Source organism: Aquincola sp. J276, from assembly GCF_024700035.1.
Classification (GTDB): domain Bacteria; phylum Pseudomonadota; class Gammaproteobacteria; order Burkholderiales; family Burkholderiaceae_C; genus Aquincola; species Aquincola tertiaricarbonis.
Genome location: NZ_JAJONC010000001.1, coordinates 3,389,893 through 3,410,830, shown reverse-complemented (window position 1 = coordinate 3,410,830; position 20,938 = coordinate 3,389,893). Strand labels below are relative to the sequence as shown.

Below are 20,938 nucleotides of genomic sequence, written 5' to 3'. Positions count from 1 at the left end.
TGAGAATGATTTTTCGAAGAACAGAAGAGCCCGATGATGCCCAACTCCACCGATTCCAGTGCGCCGCCGGCCGCCACGCCCTTGCAGCTGCCCGACGACAAGGAGCTGGTGCTGCGTGTCATCCCGATGCCGGCCGACGTCAACGGCAACGGCGACATCTTCGGCGGCTGGGTGATGGCCCAGGTCGACCTGGCCGGTGCGGTCCTGCCTTCGCGCATTGCCCAGGGCCGGCTGGCCACTGTCGCGGTGAAGGAGTTCGTGTTCAAGCAGCCGGTGCGCGTGGGCGACCTGCTGAGCTTCTATGCCGAGATCGTGCGCATCGGCCACACCAGCATCACCGTGGACGTGGAGGTGTATGCCCAGCGCCTGCGGCCGCAGGAAGAGGTGGTGAAGGTCACCGAGGCCACGCTGACCTACGTGGCCACCGATGCCGAAGGCAAGCCGCGGCCGGTGCCGCGCCCGCCCGCGGCCTGATGGCGGCCTGAGCACCGATGTTCAAGGCCCTGCGAGTGCCGGAACGGCTGTTCCGGCTGGTGATGTGGCTGGTGTCGCTGGCCTTCGCCGGCTTCCTCGTGGGGCTGGGCGGCAACCTGGTGGCCGACTTGCCCAAGGTCGAGACGCAGATCACCGTCGAGGATTTCGTGGCCGACAAGGCCGCGCTGCAGCAAGCCCGCACTGGCCAGCAGCAGCTGGACCGCCGCAGCACCGAGCTGCGGGAGCAGCGCGAGCAGGCCCAGCTGGCGCTGCAGGCCGCCACCAATGCCTACCAGTCGGCCCGCTCGGCCTACGGCAACTGGCTGGCCACCCGCACCGCCACCACCGATCCGCAGCAGGACCCCCAGGTCATCCAGCGCACCCGCGAACTGGACACGCTGAAGACCCGGGAACGCCAGGCCCAGGCCGCGGTGGAGGCATTGGACAAGGCACTGCTGGACACCCGCCAGGCGCGCCTGGCCAGCGAGGCCACGGAAAGCGCGCTGCTGGCCGATGCGCAGGAAGCGTGGCGCAGCGCGATGCGGGCGCAGGAGCTGCGCGTATTCGGCCTGCGGCTCGCGCTCACCTTGCCGCTGCTGCTGATCGCCGGCTGGCTGGTCGCGCGCAAGCGCGGCAGCGACTACTGGCCGTTGATGCGCGGCTTCGTGCTGTTCGCGGCCTTCACCTTCTTCTTCGAGCTGGTGCCCTACCTGCCCAGCTACGGCAGTTACGTGCGCTACGGCGTGGGCGTGCTGCTGACCGGCGTGGCCGGCCATTACCTGGTCAAGGCGATGCGCCGCTACCTGGCGCGCCGGGCGGAGGTGGAGCAGCAGAGCGAGCAGCAGCGCCGCCAGGCCCTGGGCACCGAAGCCGCGCTCAAGCGCCTGGCTGGTGGCGTGTGCCCGGCCTGCGAACGCGCGGTGCTGACCACCGGCGACGTTCAACCCGACTTTTGCGTGCACTGCGGGCTGGGCCTGTTCGACCGCTGCGGCACCTGCAGCACGCGCAAGAACGCGTTCTTCCACTACTGCCCGAAGTGCGGCACGCGGGCCGAGGGCGGGTCGCTGCCGCCAGCGGGGGCGGCGGCAGCCTGATCACACCACCGGCGGCGGCGGTGCGGCCTCGGCCAGCACGCCGAGGAAGTCCTTCCGCCACGCATGCACGTCGTACTCGCGGATGCGCTTGAGCAGCGCGGCATGCCGCTCGCGCCGCTCCGCCAGCGGCATCTGCAGCGCGCGCTGGATGGTCTGGGCGGTGGCGGGGATGTCGTAGGGGTTGACCAGCAGCGCCTCGCGCATCTGCTCGGCGGCACCGGCGAAGCGGGACAGCACCAGCACGCCGGGGTCGTCCTCGTCCTGCATGGCCACGTACTCCTTGGCCACCAGGTTCATGCCGTCGCGCAGCGGCGTGACCAGCGCCACCTTGGCGGCGCGGTACAGGCCGGGCAGGCGCTTGCGGGCCCAGGTGCGGTGCATGTAGCGGATCGGCATCCAGGCCAGCTCGCCGTAGGTGCCGTTGATCTCGCCGGCCAGGCCTTCCAGCTCGTGGCGGATGTCGGCGTAGGCGTCCACGCTTTCACGCGTGGGGCTGGCGATCTGGATCAGCGTGGCGCTGTTGCGGTTCTCGGGGTAGTTGTCCAGCAGCTCGCGGAAGGCGCGCAGCCGGCGCGGCAGGCCCTTGGAATAGTCCAGCCGGTCGATGCCCACCAGCAGCCTTCGGTGCGCGTACTGCTGCTTGAGCGTGGCCTCGGTCTCGCGGGATTCGGCAGACTCGGCCAGGCCCTGGAACTCGTCCACGTCAATGCCGATGGGGAAATCCTGCGCCCGCATCGTGCGGCCGTAGGCGCTGAAGCGGCCGTCGGGCAGGCGCTCGGCATGGGCCTCGCCCACCAGGAAGCGTGCGAAGTGATCGGCGTCCTCATGCGTCTGCAGGCCCACCAGGTCGTAGGCGAAGAAGGAGCGCATCAGCCACTCGTGCCCCGGGATGGCGGCCAGGATGGGCGGTGGCGGCAGCGGGATGTGCAGGAAGAAGCCGATGCGCTGCCTGCAGCCCAGCGAGCGCAGCTCCGAGGCCAGCGGGATCAGGTGGTAGTCGTGCACCCAGATCACGTCGTCGTCGCGCAGCAGCGGCGCCAGCTTGCGCGCGAAGAGGCGGTTGACGCGTTGGTAGCCGGCGAAGAAGCCGCTGCCGAAGTCGGCCAGGTCCAGCCGGTAATGGAAGGCCGGCCACAGCGCCTGGTTGGAGTAGCCGGTGTAGTAGGTGTCGTGGTCCTCGCGGGAGAGGTCGATGGTCACCAGCTCCACATTGCCGGCACGCTGCTGGTGCAGCTCGCCTTCGCCGGAGGCGCCGCCTTCGACGATCTTGCCGCTCCAGCCAAACCACAGGCCGCCGCTGGTGGCCAGCGCATCGCCCAGGGCCACGGCCAGGCCGCCGGCGGCCACCTTGCGCGGGTCGCTCACGCGGTTGGATATCACTACGAGACGGGACACGGTACTTCCTCCTCCAAAGCTTCAGATCCGCGAATCCCACGGCGCCGACAGGCGCACCGCGGCATTCACGATGCCCACCATCGAGTAGGTCTGCGGGAAGTTGCCCCACAGCTCGCCCGTGGCGGGATGGGTGTCCTCGGACAGCAGGCCCAGCGGGTTGCGGCTGGCCAGCAGCGCCTCGAAGATCTCGCGCGCCTGCGCGGTGCGGCCGATGCGGGCCAGTGCATTGATGCGCCAGAAGGCGCAGATGTTGAACGCCGTCTCCGGGCGGCCGAAGTCGTCGGGCGCCTCGTAGCGACGCATGAAGGGGCCGTCGCACAGCGCGGCCTCCAGCGCATCCACCGTCGAGACGAAGCGCGGGTCGGTCGGATCGAGGATGCCCACCTCGGCCATCAGCAGCACGCTGGCGTCCAGCTCATGGCCGCCGAAGGTGGCGGCATACGCCTGGCGCTTGTCGCTCCAGGCATGGCGCAGGATCTTGTCGCGGATGATGTCGGCCCGCTCGTGCCACAGCGCGGCGCGGTCGTGCAGGCCGAACACCACGGCGATCTTGGCCAGCCGGTCGCAGGCGGCCCAGTTCATCAGCACGGAGGAGGTGTGCACCTCGCTGCGCGTGCGCAGCTCCCACATGCCGGCGTCGGGCTGGTCGTGGATGGCGAAGGCGCGCTCGCCCACCGCTTCCATCAGGTTGAATTCCTGCAGCGTGCCGCGGCGCAGCAGCCGCGTGTCGTGAAAGGCCTGGGCCGCGCCCAGCACGATGTTGCCGTACACGTCGAACTGGAAGTGCTCGTACGCCTGGTTGCCCACCCGCACCGGCCGGTGGCCGCGATAGCCCGAGAGATGTGGCAGCTCGCGCTCCACCAGCTCATGCTCCAGCCCGATGCCGTACAACGGCTGCACATGGCCGCCGGCCATGTCGCCGATGGCGTCGCGCAGCCAGCGCAGGTAGTCCTCCATCGTGTCCACTTCGGACAGGCTGTTGAGCGCCCGCACCACGAAGAAGGCGTCGCGGATCCAGCAGAAGCGGTAGTCCCAGTTGCGCTGGCTGCCCGGCGCCTCGGGGATGCTGGTGGTCATCGCGGCGACGATGGCGCCGGTGTCCTCATAGAGGCACATCTTCAGCGTGATGGCGGCGCGGATCACCGCCGATTGCCATTCCAGCGGCACCGCCAGCGCGCGCGCCCAGGCGCGCCAGTAGGCGATGGTGTGCTCCTCCAGCAGCCGGGCCGTTTCCTCGATGGCGGCATGCACCGCCTCGTCGGGGCCCAGGATCATGCTGATCGGCTGCGTGAGCGTGAACGGCGTCTCGTCGATCACGTAGGTGATCGGCGCATTGGTGGTCAGCCGCAGCGTCGATTCGCTGCCGACGTAGCGGATGTGGTCGCTGCCGCGGGTGACCTGCGGCGCCTCGGCGCCATAGTCGCTGCGTGGCCGCAGCACGATGCGCACCCGCGGTGCGCCCTGCAGCGCCCGCACCCGGCGTACCAGCGTCAACGGCCGGAAGGGCCGGCCGTGCAGCATGTAGCGGGGCGCGAAGTCGGTGATCTCCACCGCGCCGCCATCGGCGTCGAACAGCCGGGTGCGCAGCACGCCGGTGTTGTCCTCGTAGGCCTGCTCGCTGCGCGCCTGGCCCTCCAGGCACACCTGCCAGCTGCCGTCGGGCTGCAGGCCCTGGGCCGAATCCAGCAGCGCATGGAACACCGGGTCGCCGTCGTAGCGCGGGTAGCAGCACCAGACGATGCGCGCCTGGTCGTCGATCAGCGCGCTGATCGAGCAATTGCCGATGATGCCGAGGTTCAGCGTGGCCGGTGGTGTCATGCGAGGGGCTGGGGTGGCGGGCTGCCGCCACCCGGCGCGGGCAAACGGCGCACCGCCTCCCCCAGCCACCGCGAGACGGCATCGATGTCTTCCAGCCAATAGCGTGCCTGCGTAGCCCCCGGGCCCACCCGCACGCCGAAGCCGCCGGCCGCCTGCGCGGCGGCGATGCCGTCCTCGTCGGTCACGTCGTCGCCCACGTACACCGGCAGCCGGCCGGTGAAGCGTTCGTCGGCCTGCAGCGCCACCAGCGCCACGCCCTTGGACACCTTGCGCTGCTTGATCTCGTACACGCAGTGGCCGGCCATGATCTGCCAGGTGAGCGCCTGCGGCAGCGCACCCAGCGCCGCCTGCAAGGTGTCGTGGCACAGCTCGCCCAGCAGCGGTCGCGAGCGGTAGTGCAGCGCAAAGCCGCCGGTCTTGGGCTCGAACAGCAGGCCGGGGTGCTGCGCCACCAGCGCCTGCGCCGCGGCCACCAGCGGCGCGGGCGGCTCGGCCGCCTCCACCCGCAGCAGGCCGTCGCTGCCGCGCCGTTCCACCCCGTGCACACCGGCGGCCGGCAGCACCAGCGGTGCCAGGAAGCCGTCGATCTGCGCCACCGGTCGGCCGCTGACCACCGCGACCGCGCCGTCCAGCGCGCCGTGCAGGTGCTGCAGCGTGGGCAGCACCCAGCCGGGCACCTGCACGTCCTGCGGCCGCGGCGCCAGCGGGGCCAGCGTGCCGTCGAAGTCGATGAACAGCGCGGCATGCGGCGGCAGCGGTGGCGGCGCGATGCGCTCGGATTGGGCAGGCGGTGGGGTCTGGTCAGGGGTCATGGCGCGGGCGAAACGGTGGCAGGCACCGCTTCTCCGGGCGATTGACGTGCCCGGAAGGCTTCGTCGCCGTGCGGCACCACTTCCGGCTCCAGCCGCTGGCTGCGCCATTGCGGCAGATGCCGCGGATGGTGGCGCTGGATGAAGGTGAGCAGGCCTTCGCGCACCTCGCAGCGCAGGTCCCAGGCCTTGCCGGAATCGGTGGCGGTGACCAGCACGCGCAACTGCATGGTGCGCTCGCCGGCCTCCGTCACCTGCAGCAGGCACAGCCGGCCGTCCCAGTGCGGCGAGGCCTCGCACAGCCGCTGCGCCTCGGCCCGCAGCGGCGCCGGCGGCATCGCATAGTCCACATGCAGGAACACGGTGCCGATGATCTGCGAGGTGCTGCGCGTCCAGTTCTGGAACGGGTGCTCGATGAACCACTGCAGCGGGATGATGAGCCGCCGCTGGTCCCAGATGGCCAGCACCACGTAGGTGCCGGTGATCTCCTCCACCCGGCCCCATTCGCCTTCCACGATCAGCACGTCGTCGATGCGGATCGGCTGCGCCAGCGCGATCTGCAGCCCGGCGATCATGTTGCTGAACAGCGGCCGCGCCGCGATGCCGACCACCAGGCCCGCCACGCCGGCCGAGGCCAGCAGGCTGGCGCCCAGCTGCCGCGCGCCGGGAAAGGTCATCAGGATCATCGCCAGGCCGGCCAGCATCACCGCCACCATCACGGTGCGGGCGAGCACGCGGGCCTGGGTGTGGATGCGGCGGGCATGCAGGTTGTCCTGCACGTCGGCCGGATAGAGGTCGATGACGCCCAGCGCCACGCCCCGCACCGCGCGCGACAGCAGCCAGGTGATGGCCGCGATCAGCAGCACGCCATTGAGGTGCCGCAGCGAGCCCACCAGCGGCAGCGCATCCGGCGCGCCCTGCCACACCACCTGCAGTGCGGCCAGCGGCAGCACCCATTGCGCCGGCGCATCGATCTGCCGCACGACCGCGGAAGCCACCGGCAGGGAGCGGGTGATCCGCCGCAACACCATCCGGCCCAGCCGGTGCACCGCCAGCGCCGCAATGACCACCACGCTGGCCGCCAGCAGCGGCTGCAGCCAGGGCCGCCACAAGATCGGCAAAAATTCCATCCGACACCCTCCTTTGTTGCAATGCAGCAAGGTGCGACCGGATGGGGTGGCCGGGGTTCCCCGGGTGTTACGCATCGTCGCGCGCGTTCGGCGATGATGCAGTCGGGCGGCCTCGGCTGCAGCGGTCATTCAGGAGAACGGCGATGACGACGATCGAGGCGAACCTGCTGGAAAAGCTCAAGAAGCTGCCGCCCGAGCGGGTGGCCGAGGTCGTCGACTTCGTGGAATTCCTGGCCGCGCGCGAGGAGCGAGCCGCCGCGGCGGCCCGCCTGGCCGAGGGCCTGGCCAAGCTCGACGCCCTGGGTCTCGCGCCCATGTCGGACGACGAGATCGAGGCCGAGATCGCGGCCAGCCGTGAGAGCCGCAGAACCCAGCGCTCAACCGGTTCTTGAGCGGTGCGGATCGTTCTCGATACCAACCTGCTCGTCTGAGGGGTTATCTCGGCAGGACTGCCACGCCGCCTGCTCGATGCAGCACGTGCACGGGTGTTTGAACTCTGCACGAGCGACGTGCTGCTGGCGGAGTTGCTCGACGTGCTCCAACGCGAGAAATTCGCAGCCCGCCTCTGGCAAGCGGGGCTGACACCGCAGGCCATCGTGCGTGACCTGCGACGCTTGTCGGTGGTGGTATCGCCGGTGGCGGTCCCCCGGGTGGTGCCGACCGACGCCGACGACGATCACGTGATCGCCGCGGCAGTGGCGGGTGCGGCGGACCTCATCGCTTCGGGCGACAAGCGGGATCTGCTGCCGCTGGGCAGCCATGCAGGCATCCCCATCCTGACGGCAGCACAGGCGCTGGCCCGGATCGACGCGCAGACCGCGTACTGACGCGGCCGTCGAGTCGCACAGGCTCGATCAGAACTTCGAAAAGTCCGGCTTCCGCTTCTGGAAGAAGGCCTGGAAGGCCTCGGTGGCTTCGGGGCTGCGCAGGCGCTTGCTGAAGAGCTCGGCTTCCACGCTGATGGCTTCCATCACCGCGGCCTGGTTGGCCCGGCGCAGCAGCTGCTTGCTCTCCCGCACCGCGCCGGGCGGCAGGGTGTTGAAGCGCTCGGCGATGCGGCGGGCATGCTTGAGCACCTCGCCGGCCGGCAGCACCGCGTTGGCGATGCCGGCTTCCACCGCCTGCTCGCCGGTGAAGGGGTCGCCCAGCAGCAGCTTCTCGGCGGCGCCGCGCGGGCCCATCAGCTGCGGCACCAGCAGGCTGGAGGCGAACTCGGGCACCAGCCCCAGGCCCACGAAGGGCATGGCCAGGCGCGCGTCGTCGGCCACGTAGACGAAGTCGCAGTGCAGCAGCATCGTGGTGCCGATGCCGATGGCCCCGCCCGTCACCGCGGCGATCACCGGCTTGTCGCAGCCCACCAGCGCCTTCATGAAGCGGAACACCGCCGACTCCTCGCCCGCGGGCGGGCGCTGCATGAAGTCCTCCAGGTCGTTGCCCGAGGTGAAGATGCCCGGCTGGCCGGTGATCAGCACCGCGCGCACCGCGTTGTCGGCCTGTGCGTCGCGCAGCGCCTGCGCCATCGCGTCGTACATCGCCTGCGTCAGCGCGTTCTTCTTCTCGGGCCGTGCGATCTCGATGGTGGCCACGCCGTCGACGATGGCGGTCTTGATGGTCATGCGGTTCTCCTTCAGACGCGTTCGAAGATGCCTGCGGCGCCTGGCCGGTGCCCACGCACATCGTGACCATGCCGTACTTCAGGTTGTGGCGGCGCAGCGCATGCACCACCGTGGCGGCGCGGATGGCACCGGTGGCACCCAGCGGGTGGCCCAGCGCAATGGCGCCGCCCATCGGGTTGACCTTGCTCGCATCCAGCCCCACGCTGCCGATGACGGCCAACGCCTGCGCGGCAAAGGCCTCGTTCAGCTCGATCCAGTCCATCGCATCCAGCGACAGGCCGGCCGACTTCAGCGCCGCGGGAATGGCCTCGATCGGGCCGATGCCCATGATCTCCGGCGGCACGCCCTTGGATGCGAAGCTGACGAAGCGCGCCAGCGGCTGCAGGTTGAACTGCTTGACCGCCTTTTCCGACGCGATGATCAGGCAGCCCGCGCCGTCGCTGGTCTGCGAGCTGTTGCCGGCGGTCACGCTGCCCTTGGCGGCGAACACCGCGCGCAGCTTGGCCAGGCCCTCGATGGAGGTGTCGGGCCGCGGACCTTCGTCCAGCGAGACGGTGCGGGTGCTGGTGCGCACCTCGCCGGTGGCCAGGTCGGGCAGGCGGTCCAGCACCTCCACCGGCACGATCTCGTCGTTGAACTCACCCGCCTGCTGCGCCTTCAGCGCCTTCAGGTGCGACTGCAGCGCGAACTCGTCCTGCCGCTCGCGCGAGACCTTCCACTGCTGCGCCACCTTCTCGGCCGTCAGGCCCATGCCGTAGGCGATGCCGATGTTCTCGTCACGCTCGAAGATGGCCGGGTTGAACGAGGGCTTGTTGCCGCTCATCGGCACCATGCTCATGCTCTCGGCGCCGGCGGCGATCATCACGTCGGCCTCGCCCACGCGGATGCGGTCGGCCGCCATCTGCACCGCGGTCAGGCCCGAGGCGCAGAAGCGGTTGACGGTGACGCCGCCCACCGTGTTGGGCAGGCCGGCCAGCAGCGCGCCGATGCGCGCCACGTTCAGGCCCTGCTCGCCCTCGGGCATCGCGCAGCCGACGATGGCGTCCTCGATGGCCTTGGGGTCGAGGCCCGGCACCTGGGCCATGGCGCCGCGGATGGCGGCCACCAGCAGGTCGTCGGGGCGGGTGTGGCGGAACACGCCGCGGCCCGACTTGCCGATGGGCGTGCGGCTGGCCGCGACGATGTACGCGTCTTGAAGTTGTCGGCTCATGTCGTCGGTCCTCGTTCAGTTGCGGACGGGCTTGCCGGTCTGCAGCATGCCCATGATGCGTTCCTGCGTCTTCGGGTGGTCCAGCAGCGCGCAGAAGTGCTTGCGCTCCAGCGCCATCAGGTATTCCTCGCTGACCATCGCGCCCGCATCCACTTCGCCGCCGCACACCACCTCGGCGATCAGGCTGCCGATGTGGAAGTCGTGCTGGCTGATGAAGCCGCCGTCGCGCATGCCCACCAGCTGCGCCTTGATGGTGGCGATGGCCGAGCGGCCCGCCACCGGAAACAGCTTCTTCATCGGCGCGCGCCAGCCGCTGGCGGCCATCGCCTTGACCTGCTGGCTGGCGACAAACAGCAGCTCGTCCTTGTTCGGCACCACGATGTCGTCTTCCAGCAGCCAGCCCAGCTTGCGGGCCTCCAGCGCGCTGGTGGCCACGCGTGCCGTGGCGGCCGCGGTGAAGCCCTCCTTGGCGAAGGCCAAAATGTCCACGCCCGGTGCCTTCTCGGCCATCTCGGCCGCGCGGCGGGCGATGTAGGCCAGGCCGCCACCGCCCGGGATCAGGCCCACGCCCACTTCCACCAGGCCGACGTAGCTTTCCATCGCGGCCACGCGGCGGGCGCAATGCACCGCCAGCTCGCAGCCGCCGCCCAGCGCCAGGCCACGCACCGCGGCCACCACCGGCACTGCGGCATAGCGGATGCGCAGCATCGCGTCCTGCAGCTTCTTCTCCTCAGGCGCGATGCCCTTGCCGCCACTTTTCATGAAGACCGGCATCAGCGCTTCGAGGTTGGCACCGGCCGAGAACACGTCGTCGGGCGACCAGATCACCAGGCCCTGGTACTTTGCCTCGGCGATCTCCACCGCCTTCAGCAGGCCTTCGGTCACCAGCGGGCTGATCAGGTGCAGCTTGGCGGTGATGCTGGCGATCAGCACCTCGCCATCGAGCGACCAGACGCGGATCTCGTCGTTGCGGAATTCCTCGGTGCCGCTCTTCAGCGCCTCCACCGCGCCGGCGCCCAGCACGGCCTCCGGGAAGTGCTGGCGCTGGTACACCGGCAGCGTGCTGCGCGGCACGAAGCGCGCATGGCGGGCGCTCCAGGAGCCGTCGGGCTGGTGCACGCCGCCCAGGCGCGCCACCGGGCCGTCGGTCACCCACGGCGGCAGCGGCGCATTCGACAGCGTCTTGCCGGCGGCGATGTCCTCGTTGATCCACTCGGCCACCTGCAGCCAGCCGGCGGCCTGCCACAGCTCGAACGGGCCCTGGCTCATGCCGAAGCCCCAGCGCATCGCGAAGTCGATGTCGCGCGCCGAGTCGGCGATGTCGGCCAGGTGCACCGCCACGTAGTGGAAGCTGTCGCGCAGGATGGACCACAGGAACTGCGCCTGCGGGTTCTTCGATTCACGCAGCAGCTTCAGCCGCTCGGCCGCGGGCTTCTTGAGCATGCGGGCCACGATCTCGTCGGCCTTGCCGCCGGCCGGCACATACGTGCCCTGCGCCGCGTCCAGCCGCAGGATGTTCTTGCCTTCCTTCTTGAAGAAGCCGGCGCCGGTCTTCTGGCCCAGCGCGCCCTGCTCGATCAGCTTCGCCAGCACCGGCGGCGTGGCATAGCTGGGGAAGAACGGGTCGTCGGCCAGGTTGTCCTGCAGCGTCTTGATGACGTGGGCCATGGTGTCCAGGCCCACAACGTCGGCGGTGCGGAAGGTGCCCGAGCTGGCGCGGCCGAGCTTCTTGCCGGTCAGGTCGTCCACCACGTCGTAGCCCAGGCCGAACTTCTCGGCCTCGATCATCGTGGCCAGCATGCCGGCGATGCCCACGCGGTTGGCGATGAAGTTGGGCGTGTCGATGGCACGCACCACGCCCTTGCCCAGCGCGCTGGTGACGAAGGTTTCCAGCTGGTCCAGGATCTCGGGCTGCGTGGTGGGCGTGGGAATCAGCTCCACCAGGCTCATGTAGCGCGGCGGGTTGAAGAAGTGGATGCCGCAGAAGCGCGGCTTGATTTCTTCAGGCAACACCTCGCTGAGCTTGGTGATCGACAGGCCCGAGGTGTTCGAAGCGACGATCGCATGCGGCGCCAGGAAGGGCGCGATCTTCTGGTACAGGTCCAGCTTCCAGTCCATGCGCTCGGCGATCGCCTCGATCACCAGGTCGCAGTCGCGCAGCAGCTCGCTGTGTTCCTCGTAGTTGGCCTGCTGGATCATCACCGCGTCTTCCGGCACGCCCAGCGGCGCGGGCTTGAGCTTCTTGAGGTTGTCGACCGCCTTGGTGACGATGCCGTTCTTCGGCCCGGTCTTGGCCGGCAGGTCGAACAGCACCACCGGCACCTTGACGTTGACGAGATGGGCGGCGATCTGCGCGCCCATCACGCCGGCGCCGAGCACGGCCACCTTGCGAACGTTGAATCGGTTCATGAGTCGCTTCTCCGGTTATTCCACGCGCAGCCAGGTCTGCGAACGGCCGAACATCGGCGATCCGATGTAGCCGCGCACCTCCAGCTTCTTGCCGCCTTCGATGGGCTTGAGCAGCGCCTTGTAGGTCTTGCCCTTGTTGGGGTCCAGGATCTCGCCACCGTCCCACACCGTGCCGTCCTTGGCGTTGGCCTTGATGTTGCGCACGATGGCCAGGCCGAGGATCGGCTTGCCCTTGTCGTCACCCTCGCACTTGTCGCACACCGCGTCCTGCTTGGTGGGGTCGAGCAGCTTCTCCACCCGCGCGGTGAACACGCCGCCGTTGTCGGTGATGCGCACCAGCGACTTCTCCTGCTGCGTCTCGTCGTCGATCGTCTTCCACAAGCCGGCCGGCGTGGCCTGGGCCCAGGCCGCTCCGGCGGCGCACAGCAGCGCTGCGATGGCGAATCGTTTCATCGTCCGTCTCCTCAGAACAGGGCTTCGTCCATGGCCATCAACGGCTCCAGGCCGCTGCGGCAGCTGCGGATGAGGCCGGCCGTCTCGGGCAGCAGCTTGGTGAAGTAGAAGCGCGCGGTGTGCAGCTTGGCGGTGTAGAACGGGTCGCCCGAGTCCTTCTTGGCCAGCGCGGCCTTGGCCATGCGGGCCCAGAAGTAGGCGAACACCAGGTGGCCGGTCACGCGCAGGTAATCCACCGCGGCGGCGCCCACCTCGTCGGGGTTGCGCATGGCCTTCATGCCGATCTCGGTGGTGAGCTTGGTCACCTTGTCACCCAGGTCGGCCAGCGGGTTGATGAACTCCTGCATGTCCTCGTTGACGCCCTCTTCTTCCACGAAGGCGGCCACCTTCTTGCCGAAGGCCTTGAGCTTCTTGCCGCCGTCGGCCAGCACCTTGCGGCCCAGCAGGTCCAGCGACTGGATGGTGTTGGTGCCCTCGTAGATCATGTTGATGCGCGAATCACGCACCAGCTGCTCCATGCCCCACTCGGCGATGTAGCCGTGACCGCCGAACACCTGCATGCAGTGCGAAGTGGCGATCCAGGCGTTGTCGGTGATGAACGCCTTGATGATGGGCGTCAGCAGCGCCACCTCGTCGGCCGCGGCTTGCCGCTCGGCTTCATCCTCGCTGGCCAGCTCGATGTCGAGCTGCAGCGAGGTGTAGGCGCCCATGGCGCGGCCGCCTTCGGCATAGGCGCGGGCGGTCAGCAGCATCTTGCGCACGTCGGGGTGCACGATGATCGGGTCCGCCGCCAGCTCGGGCCGCTTGGGGCCCGACAGGGCGCGCATCTGCACCCGGTCCTTGGCATAGGCCACGGCGTTCTGGTAGGCCACCTCGGTCAGACCCAGGCTCTGGTTGCCCACGCCCAGGCGGGCGGCGTTCATCATCACGAACATCGCGGCCAGGCCCTTGTGCGGCTGGCCCACCATCCAGCCGCGCGCGCCTTCCAGCGTGATCTGCGCGGTGGCGTTGCCATGGATGCCCATCTTGTGTTCGAGGCCGGTGCAATACACCGGGTTGCGCTCGCCCAGCGAGCCGTCCTCGTTGGGGATGAACTTGGGCACCACGAACAGCGAGATGCCCTTGCTGCCGGCCGGTGCGTCCGGCAGGCGCGCCAGCACCAGGTGCACGATGTTGGCGGCCAGGTCGTGCTCGCCGGCGGAGATGAAGATCTTGCTGCCGCTGATCCTGTAGCTGCCGTCCTGCTGCGGCTCGGCCTTGCTGCGCAGCAGGCCCAGGTCGGTGCCGCAATGCGGCTCGGTCAGGCACATGGTGCCGGTCCATTCGCCGCTGGTGAGCTTGGGCAGGTAGCGCTGCTGCAGCTCGGGCGAGCCGTGGGCATGCAGCGCCTCATAGGCGCCGTGCGACAGGCCGGGGTACATCGTCCAGGCCTGGTTGGCCGAGTTCAGCATCTCGTACACGCACTGGTTGAGCGTGACCGGCAGGCCCTGGCCGCCGAAGGCCGGGTCGCAGCTCAGCGAAGGCCAGCCGCCTTCCACGTACTGCGCATAGGCTTCCTTGAAGCCGGTGGGCGCCTTCACCTCGTGGGTGGTCTTGTCGAGCACGCAGCCCTCGCGATCACCCGCCTGGTTCAGCGGAAACAGCACCTGCGACGCGAACTTGCCGGCTTCTTCCAGCACCGCGTTGATCGTGTCCGCATCCACCTCGGCATGCTTGGGCAGCGCCTTCAGCGTGCCGGTGGCGTCGAGCAGCTCATGCAGCACGAATTGCATGTCGCGCAGCGGGGGCGTGTATTGGGGCATGGTCGGGTCTCCTCGACAGGTGGCTACGGTTGGACTGGAACGAAACGGAATGCGGGCCCAGGCGGAGTCGCCGCCGCGTGCTTCAACGAGCCGCTGGAGCGTGGGCGCCCGGCTCGGCGTAGAACTGCACGATGCGTTCGAAGGCGTTGCGCGCGCGATCGACCGCACCGGGAATGCGCAGGAACCGGGCGTCGTGGTGCAGCGCCAGGATCAGCCCGTGTACTTCGAAAAGCATCTGCAGTGCATCGGTATCGGCACGCAGGTGGCCGCTGTCGATGGCCAGGCGGATGGCACGCCCCAGCGCTTCCTGCCAGGACCGCACCATGTCCGCCAGCGCATCACGCACCGGGCCCGGGCGGTCGTCGAACTCCACTGCGCCGCTGATGTAGATGCAGCCGGAATCCACCTCCACCGACACGCGGCGCACCCAGTTGGCGAACAGCGCACGCAGGCGCGGCAGGCCGCGCGGCTCGCGGATGGCGGGGTAGAACACCTCTTCCTCGAAGCGGGCGTGGTACTCGCGGATGACGGAGATCTGCAGTTCTTCGCGTGAGCCGAAGTGGGCGAAGACACCCGACTTGCTCATCTGCATGACCTCGGCCAGCACGCCGATGGACAGGCCCTCCAGGCCGGCGCTGGAAGCCAGGCCCAGCGCGGCGTCCAGGATGGCGGCGCGGGTCTGCTGGCCTTTTTGCAGAGGGGGCCGGCCCGCCTTGGCGGCAGCCGGCGGTGCAACGGTGGCGGTGGACTGCAAGGACGACACGGTGCCCAAAAAGAAACGAACGATCGTTCTATTTTGCAGGCATCCACCCCGTTTGGGGCAAGCCCCGCGAGAAATTTTTCTCAGGGGCACGCCGCCACTTCCCTCTTGCGGGGGTTTACTGGCCGTCGGCTTCCAGGCTGTCGGCGTCTTCGGTCTCGTCGGCGTCCGACTGGGCGCGGGCGTCCAGCGTGGTACGCAGCCCGTCGGCCTGCTGCACGAAGCGCTCGGGCGCCACCGGGCGGGCGATGCGCCAGCCCGGCTGCGGCAGCACGCTCATGTACAGCGGCCCGACCAGCGGCTGCTCGTTCTGGTGACGCAGCGTCATGCCCACGGCACCTGCAGCGGTCAGCATGCCCACTGCCATCGCGGTGAGCGTGCGGCGTCGCTGCGGCACCACCAGGGCCGCATGGCGCACCAGCCACCAGACGGTGCCGGCCGCCATCAGCGGCTCAATGACGCGAAACAACCCCGGCCAGGCCAGCGCGGCCGACAGCAGCGGCAGCACGCTGCCCAGCAGCGTGAGGCCGAAGGCGAAGCGCACGGCCACCGCCCAATGCGCCTCGAACTCGAAGCGGTGGCGGAACAGCTTGGACACCGCCGCCCACAGCGCGGCCCACAGCGCCAGCGCCAGCGGCGGCCCGAACACCACCGTCAGCCAGTCGGAGGGGCGGCTGCCCGGGTCCAGCTGCACCCAGTGCTCGGCCAGCAGCATGGCCCACAGCGCCAGCGCCAGGCCCCAGGTGGCCAGCGAGCGGCGGCGGCCGGCGGTGCCGCCCAGCGGCACTTCGGCGGCCAGCACCTCGCCGGGCAGGCGCAGGCGCAGGCGAGTGAGGCCGACCTGCCAGTCCTCGGCGGCCGCCTGCTCCAGCGGCAGGCGTTGCCCGGCCTGCAGCAGCCGACGGCCGACCCGCACGCCGTTGACCGAGGGGCCCGCCTGCAGCTGCAGCTCGCCCTGCTCGTCGGGCTGTATCAGCGCATGGCAGGCGGCGATGTGGGGGTCGTCCAGCACCAGGTCGCATTCCAGCCCGCGGCCGATGCGCACCGGCCAGGCCATCACGTCGAACTGCCGCGGCAGGCGCCCGTCGCGCTCGAAGACCTCGATCAGTGCGACGCGGGCTTGTTCGGCAGCCATGCAAATCCCTTCAGGTAATGGTCGGCCAGGCGCATCGCGTTGTCCCAGCTCACGCCGTGGGCGTCGAAGCGGCCCTGCGCGCCGACGGTGCGCGCGTCCAGCGTGGCGGCCAGCACGCTCATGTCGTACAGGCCCGGCAGCTTGCGGTAGGCCCGCAGGCAGATGACGGAGCGCAGCGGCAGCGCATCAGAGCCTTCCTTCACCTCGCCCTCGTGGCAGGCTGGCGCGGTGAGCTGGCGTGTCTTGCCGCCGAAGCCCTCGTTCTGGAAGCTGCCGCTGTAGCGCTCGGCAAAGCGCAGCGCGCCCAGCGCCCGGCCGTCATAAGCCTCGTGGCGCACGCTGAAGTGGCCGGTGAGCAGGCTGCCGTCGATGTAGATGCGGCTGTCCATCGCGCAGTCGGAGCGCTCGAACTCCAGCCCGCGGCTGCCCGGCGGCGTGCTGCCGCCCCAGCAGCGCATGAAGTCCTCCTGCGGCACCGGGATGGCATAGCGCGCATGGCCGGCCTGGCGCCACGGCTGCGCCATGAAGGCGTCGGTCAGCCGCTGCTGGTGTGCCAGCAGCTGGCGCGCGATCTCGCCTTCCATCGGCTGGGTGACCGGCGGCGCGCCACGGTGCGCCTCGAACAGCGCCTGGGCCGGCGCGGCCGGCACCAGGAAGCTCACCTGCTCGCCGTCGCGGCGGGAGGCCACGTTGACGCCGATGACCCGGCCGCGGTCGTCCAGCGCCGGGCCGCCGCTCATGCCCGAGCTGAGCGAGCCGCCGAAGAAGATGGTGGGCACGAAGCTGCGCTCCACCATGCCGTTGAAGGCGCCCTCCACCACCGCGAAGCCCACGTCCAGCGGATTGCCCAGCGAGAAGATGCGCTCGCCCCGGCCCAGCGGCTGCTGCGCCGGCCGGAACTGCAGCAGCCCGCGCGCGGCCAGCGGCGCGGGCTCCGCCGCCCTCAGCAGCGCCAGGTCGTTGACCACATCCACCGCCAGCAGCTGCAGCGCGCCGCGCTGGCCGTCGTCGGTGCTGTACACCAGCCGGTAGCGCTGTGGCTGCATGGCCATCATGCTGACCACGTGGTAGTTGGTGATGAAGTGGCCCTCGGTGCTCACCAGGAAGCCAGAGCCCACGGAGGCCTGGCTGTCCTGCGAGCGCAGCAGCGTGCGCACCTGCACCAGCCGCTGGCGGGCACTGTCGTACACCCGCTGGCCGCCGGCCGAGGGCGGCGACACGGCCGAAGCGGCCGGCGCGGCCGGCAAGGCACCGGCCGGCGGGCCGGGCTGGGCTGGCGCACCCAGGGAAAACGCCGTCAGCGCCGCGGCCAGGGCAGCGCGTTGTGATGCATGCATCCGTGCATTCTCGTCCCGTCGCCCCGGCAGGCTGCCGGTGTGGTAGGGATGTTTCACAGCGTGTTGAGTCCTGTCATGTTGACGCGCTATCCTGCGCCAGGGCCCGATCAGGTTCGAAAGTCGCACCCATGGACGTGTTGCAGCTCGATGTGTCAGGACGGCCGCAAGCCTGGATCACCGCGCGCGAAGCGGCGGTGATCTACGCCAGCGACGGCGTCGCCTGGACGCTCGGCGACCCGATGCAGGTGCTGCGTGGCGGCATACAGCGCACCACCGGCCGGCAATCCACCATCACCGTGCACTCCATCATCGCCGTGCGCGGGGCCGTGCCCAGTCGGGCGTGGCGCCAGGCGCCGGCGCTGTCCAACCACAAGCTCTTCGTGCGCGACCGGCAGGTCTGCGCCTATTGCGGCGGCCACTTCCACGTGGACGACCTGACGCGCGAGCACATCGTGCCCACGTCCCGCGGCGGGGCGGACACCTGGATGAACTGCATCACCGCCTGCAAGTCCTGCAACGGGCGCAAGGGCAACCGCCTGCCCGAGGAAGCCCGCATGACACTGATGTACCTGCCCTACGTGCCCAGCCTGCACGAGGACATGATCCTTCGCGGCCGCCGCATCCTCGCCGACCAGATGGAATTCCTGCTGGCCAGCGTGCCGCGCTCCAGCCGGCTGCATACCTAGCGTCGCCACAAAACGTTACCTGGCCGACACGAACGGCCCGCGCCGCCGCGGGTCAACTCCCGTGCCCGCTCGCCCGTTTGGATCGGCAGCTCCGGAGACCACGATGAACCGCTCACCCGCCCCGCGCCCCCTGGCCGGGCCGCTCGCCCTGCTGCTGGCCGCCAGCGTGGCCGCCTTCACCACGGCCTGCACCACCACCAGCCCCGACATGGTCCAGCGCGGCGATGCCCAGCGGCTGTCCAGCGTGCAGGACGCCACCGTGCTGTCGGTGCGCCCGGTCACCGTGGATGGCAGCCAGAGCGGCGGCGGCGGCGTCACCGGCGCGTTGGTGGGCGGCGCCCTGGGCGCCAGCCGCAGCCACGGTACCGAGTCGGCAATCATCGGCGTGATCGGCGCGGTGGCCGGCGCGGTCATCGGCAATGCGGTGGAACGCACCGCCACCAAGGAAGACGCCTACGAGATCCTGCTGCAGCTGCCCAGCGGCGAGCGCCGTGCCGTGGTGCAGGCCAAGGGCAACGAGAACTGGCAGCCGGGCGAGCCCGTAATCCTGGTCACCAGCGGCGGCAAGACCCGCGTGACCCGCGCGCCGGCCGGCAGCCAGCCGGTGCGCAGCGCGCCGGCGCCGGTGTATTCGCCGCAGGCACCCGGCTCCAGCGCACCGGCCACGTCACCCACCACCCCGGTGTATTCCCCGGCCGGCCCCACGCGCAGCTGACGGGCGGGGTCGCGGCCCTGCTGGCAGCTGGCCGGCCACCGGGCAGTTAACCTCGGCCCATGGCATCCCGTTTCCTTGCGCTCACGGCGCTCTGGCTGGCCGTCGCCGCGGCATCCGCGCCGGCCGCCGCCCAGGCCACCGCCCCGGTGGTCGATTCCATGGCCCAGCGCATGCAGGCCTGCACCGCCTGCCACGGCAAGGAGGGCCGCGCCGCGCGCGACGGCTACTACCCCCGCATCGCCGGCAAGCCGGCCGGCTACCTGTACAACCAGCTGCTCAACTTCCGCGACGGCCGCCGCCACTACGCGCTGATGGGCGAACTGCTGGTGCCGCTGACCGACACCTACCTGCAGGAAATCGCCGACCACTTCGCTACCCTGGACCTGCCCTATCCGCCACCGCAGGCGCCTACGGGCAGCGCGGAGGAGCGGGCTCGCGGCCAGCGGCTGGTGACGCAGGGCGACCCCGGCCGCCGCATCCCCGCCTGCGCCAGCTGCCACGGCGCGGCGCTCACCGGCATCGCCCCCGCCGTGCCCGGCCTGCTGGGCCTGCCGCGCGACTACCTGAATGCGCAGCTCGGCGCCTGGCGCACCGGGCAGCGCAAGGCCCATGAGCCGGACTGCATGGGCCAGATCGCCCGTGCGCTGGCACCAGAGGACATCGGCGCCGTCTCGCACTTCCTGGCCGCCCAGCCGCTGCCGGCCAACACGCATCCGGTGGCCGATGCGCCTGCCGCCTGGCCGATGCGCTGCGGCGGCCTGCCGGAGGCCGCGCGATGAGCCGCCTGCGCAAGACACTGCTCGGCCTGCTGGCGCTGCTGGCCGTGGCCGCCGTGCTCTTCGGCGCGCGGGTGCTGATGGAGCTGCACGACGGCCGCGACGCCGGCCGCCCTGCCGCACCCCGGGCAGCCGCCAACGCCCAGCTGGTGGCCCAGGGCGAATACCTGGCGCGCGCCGGAAACTGCATGGCCTGCCACACCGCACGCGGCGGCGCGCCGGGCGCCGGCGGCGCCAGCATCCCCACGCCCTTCGGCACCGTCTACACCTCCAACATCACGCCCGACGTCGCCACCGGCATCGGCGCCTGGTCGGCGGACGATTTCTGGCTGGCCATGCACGAGGGCCGCTCGCGCGACGGACGGCTGCTGTATCCCGCCTTCCCCTATCCCAACACCACCCATGTGGCACGTGCCGATGCGGATGCGCTGTTCGCCTACCTGCAAAGCCTGCCGCCGGTGGCCTACACGCCGCCGCCGCATGCGCTGCGCTTTCCGGTGAACACCCAGCTGGCGCTGGCCGCCTGGCGCACGCTGTACTTCCGCCCCGGCGAGCTGCGGCCCGATCCGCAGCAATCGGCCGAATGGAACCGCGGCGCCTACCTGGTGCAGGGCCTGGGCCACTGCAATGCCTGCCATGCCACGCGCAACGTGCTGGGCGCCACCCGCAACACGCTGGACCTGGGCGGCGGCCTGATCCCGATGCAGAACTGGTACGCGCCGGCGCTCAATTCGCCGCACGAGGCCGGCGTGGCCGAATGGCCGCAGGCCGACGTGGTGAGCCTGCTGAAGAACGGCATCGCGCCGCAGGGCTCGGTCATCGGCCCGATGGCCGAGGTGGTGCTGCAGAGCACCCAGCACCTCAACGACACCGACCTGCATGCCATGGCCACCTACCTGCGCGCGCTGCCGCAGCAAGGCAACGCGCCCAAGCCGCGACGCGAAGCCGCCGACTTCGGCGGCGACCGCCTGGTGCGCGGTCAGGCGCTGTACGGCACCCACTGCGCCAGCTGCCATGGCGAGGGCGGCCAGGGCGCCCCGGGCATCTATCCGCGGCTGGCCGGCAACCGCACGGTGACGATGGAGCCGCCCGCCAACCTGGTGCGGGTGGTGCTGGCCGGCGGCTTTCCGCCCGCCACCGCGGGCAACCCGCGGCCGTACGGCATGCCGCCCTTCGCCACCGTCCTCACGGACGACGAGGTGGCCGTGCTGCTGAGCTATGTGCGCAATGCCTGGGGCCACCAGGCCAGCCCGCTCACCACCTACGAGGTGAACCGCTACCGCACCGGCTCCACCGCCGGCAGCTACTGACGCGGCCGG

19 protein-coding genes and 1 pseudogene are annotated in these 20,938 nt (G+C 70.3%); 8 read left to right on the top strand and 12 right to left on the bottom strand.

The features are described from left to right. Nucleotides 1-36: 36 nt before the first annotated feature. The gene (locus LRS14_RS15870; RefSeq protein WP_046111219.1) at nt 37-474 is read left to right on the top strand and encodes an acyl-CoA thioesterase; all 438 of its coding nucleotides are present in this window, start codon (nt 37-39) and stop codon (nt 472-474) included. Nucleotides 475-491: 17 nt separating this feature from the next. Then, on the top strand, nt 492-1,568 hold the full coding sequence (locus LRS14_RS15865; protein WP_257800129.1) for a serine endopeptidase: 1,077 nt from the start codon (nt 492-494) through the stop codon (nt 1,566-1,568). Here LRS14_RS15865 and otsA read toward each other — a convergent pair whose 3' ends face one another. From otsA to LRS14_RS15845, 4 genes are read right to left on the bottom strand one after another with little or no spacing between them, the layout of a single operon-like run. Beyond that, the gene (otsA, locus tag LRS14_RS15860) at nt 1,569-2,963 is read right to left on the bottom strand and encodes an alpha,alpha-trehalose-phosphate synthase (UDP-forming) (protein WP_257800128.1); all 1,395 of its coding nucleotides are present in this window, start codon (nt 2,961-2,963) and stop codon (nt 1,569-1,571) included. A 21-nt stretch (nt 2,964-2,984) separates the two neighbouring features. Beyond that, nucleotides 2,985-4,781: a glycoside hydrolase family 15 protein gene (locus tag LRS14_RS15855; RefSeq protein ID WP_257800127.1), complete on the bottom strand. Its 1,797-nt coding sequence runs from the start codon at nt 4,779-4,781 to the stop codon at nt 2,985-2,987. Next, entirely contained in the window at nt 4,778-5,593 is an 816-nt protein-coding gene (otsB, locus tag LRS14_RS15850) for a trehalose-phosphatase (protein ID WP_046110987.1), read from the bottom strand. Before otsB ends, LRS14_RS15855 begins: the two co-directional genes overlap by 4 nt. Continuing rightward, entirely contained in the window at nt 5,590-6,720 is a 1,131-nt protein-coding gene (locus LRS14_RS15845; protein WP_257800126.1) for a mechanosensitive ion channel family protein, read from the bottom strand. The genes otsB and LRS14_RS15845 overlap by 4 nt, the downstream gene beginning before the upstream one ends. 143 nt (nt 6,721-6,863) lie before the next feature. Between LRS14_RS15845 and LRS14_RS15840 the strand changes: the two genes are divergently transcribed. Further along, nucleotides 6,864-7,112: a DUF2281 domain-containing protein gene (locus LRS14_RS15840; RefSeq protein WP_257800125.1), complete on the top strand. Its 249-nt coding sequence runs from the start codon at nt 6,864-6,866 to the stop codon at nt 7,110-7,112. A gap of 45 nt (nt 7,113-7,157) precedes the next feature. Beyond that, nucleotides 7,158-7,547 (top strand): putative toxin-antitoxin system toxin component, PIN family, encoded by a 390-nt coding sequence (locus LRS14_RS15835; RefSeq protein ID WP_310740852.1) that lies wholly within the window; start codon nt 7,158-7,160, stop codon nt 7,545-7,547. Nucleotides 7,548-7,574: 27 nt separating this feature from the next. Here LRS14_RS15835 and LRS14_RS15830 read toward each other — a convergent pair whose 3' ends face one another. From LRS14_RS15830 to LRS14_RS15795, 8 genes and pseudogenes are all read right to left on the bottom strand, one after another. Next, a complete protein-coding gene (locus LRS14_RS15830) occupies nt 7,575-8,336 on the bottom strand; it encodes an enoyl-CoA hydratase (RefSeq protein WP_046110985.1) in 762 nt (253 codons plus the stop codon). Nucleotides 8,337-8,347: 11 nt separating this feature from the next. Beyond that, nucleotides 8,348-9,546 (bottom strand): annotated as a pseudogene (locus LRS14_RS15825) (acetyl-CoA C-acyltransferase). A gap of 15 nt (nt 9,547-9,561) precedes the next feature. After that, a complete protein-coding gene (locus LRS14_RS15820; protein WP_257800124.1) occupies nt 9,562-11,955 on the bottom strand; it encodes a 3-hydroxyacyl-CoA dehydrogenase NAD-binding domain-containing protein in 2,394 nt (797 codons plus the stop codon). A gap of 15 nt (nt 11,956-11,970) precedes the next feature. Beyond that, entirely contained in the window at nt 11,971-12,408 is a 438-nt protein-coding gene (locus LRS14_RS15815; protein ID WP_046110982.1) for a DUF2147 domain-containing protein, read from the bottom strand. Nucleotides 12,409-12,419: 11 nt separating this feature from the next. Next, nucleotides 12,420-14,210: an acyl-CoA dehydrogenase C-terminal domain-containing protein gene (locus tag LRS14_RS15810; protein ID WP_257800123.1), complete on the bottom strand. Its 1,791-nt coding sequence runs from the start codon at nt 14,208-14,210 to the stop codon at nt 12,420-12,422. An 82-nt stretch (nt 14,211-14,292) separates the two neighbouring features. After that, complete coding sequence (locus LRS14_RS15805) at nt 14,293-14,964, bottom strand: TetR/AcrR family transcriptional regulator (protein ID WP_257800491.1); 672 nt, start codon at nt 14,962-14,964, stop codon at nt 14,293-14,295. A gap of 124 nt (nt 14,965-15,088) precedes the next feature. Then, a complete protein-coding gene (locus LRS14_RS15800) occupies nt 15,089-16,105 on the bottom strand; it encodes an FHA domain-containing protein (protein ID WP_257800122.1) in 1,017 nt (338 codons plus the stop codon). Further along, nucleotides 16,075-17,442 (bottom strand): serine protease, encoded by a 1,368-nt coding sequence (locus LRS14_RS15795; RefSeq protein ID WP_257800121.1) that lies wholly within the window; start codon nt 17,440-17,442, stop codon nt 16,075-16,077. The genes LRS14_RS15800 and LRS14_RS15795 overlap by 31 nt, the downstream gene beginning before the upstream one ends. 128 nt (nt 17,443-17,570) lie before the next feature. Between LRS14_RS15795 and LRS14_RS15790 the strand changes: the two genes are divergently transcribed. The 4 genes from LRS14_RS15790 (at nt 17,571) to LRS14_RS15775 (ending at nt 20,929) form a co-directional block, all read left to right on the top strand. Then, complete coding sequence (locus tag LRS14_RS15790) at nt 17,571-18,128, top strand: HNH endonuclease (RefSeq protein ID WP_046110978.1); 558 nt, start codon at nt 17,571-17,573, stop codon at nt 18,126-18,128. 103 nt (nt 18,129-18,231) lie between these two features. After that, nucleotides 18,232-18,843, top strand: a complete 612-nt coding sequence (locus LRS14_RS15785) for a hypothetical protein (protein ID WP_232315228.1) — start codon at nt 18,232-18,234, stop codon at nt 18,841-18,843. Between the two features lie 59 nt (nt 18,844-18,902). Beyond that, entirely contained in the window at nt 18,903-19,622 is a 720-nt protein-coding gene (locus tag LRS14_RS15780; protein WP_257800120.1) for a c-type cytochrome, read from the top strand. Next, the gene (locus tag LRS14_RS15775; protein ID WP_257800119.1) at nt 19,619-20,929 is read left to right on the top strand and encodes a cytochrome c; all 1,311 of its coding nucleotides are present in this window, start codon (nt 19,619-19,621) and stop codon (nt 20,927-20,929) included. The genes LRS14_RS15780 and LRS14_RS15775 overlap by 4 nt, the downstream gene beginning before the upstream one ends. Nucleotides 20,930-20,938: the final 9 nt, after the last annotated feature.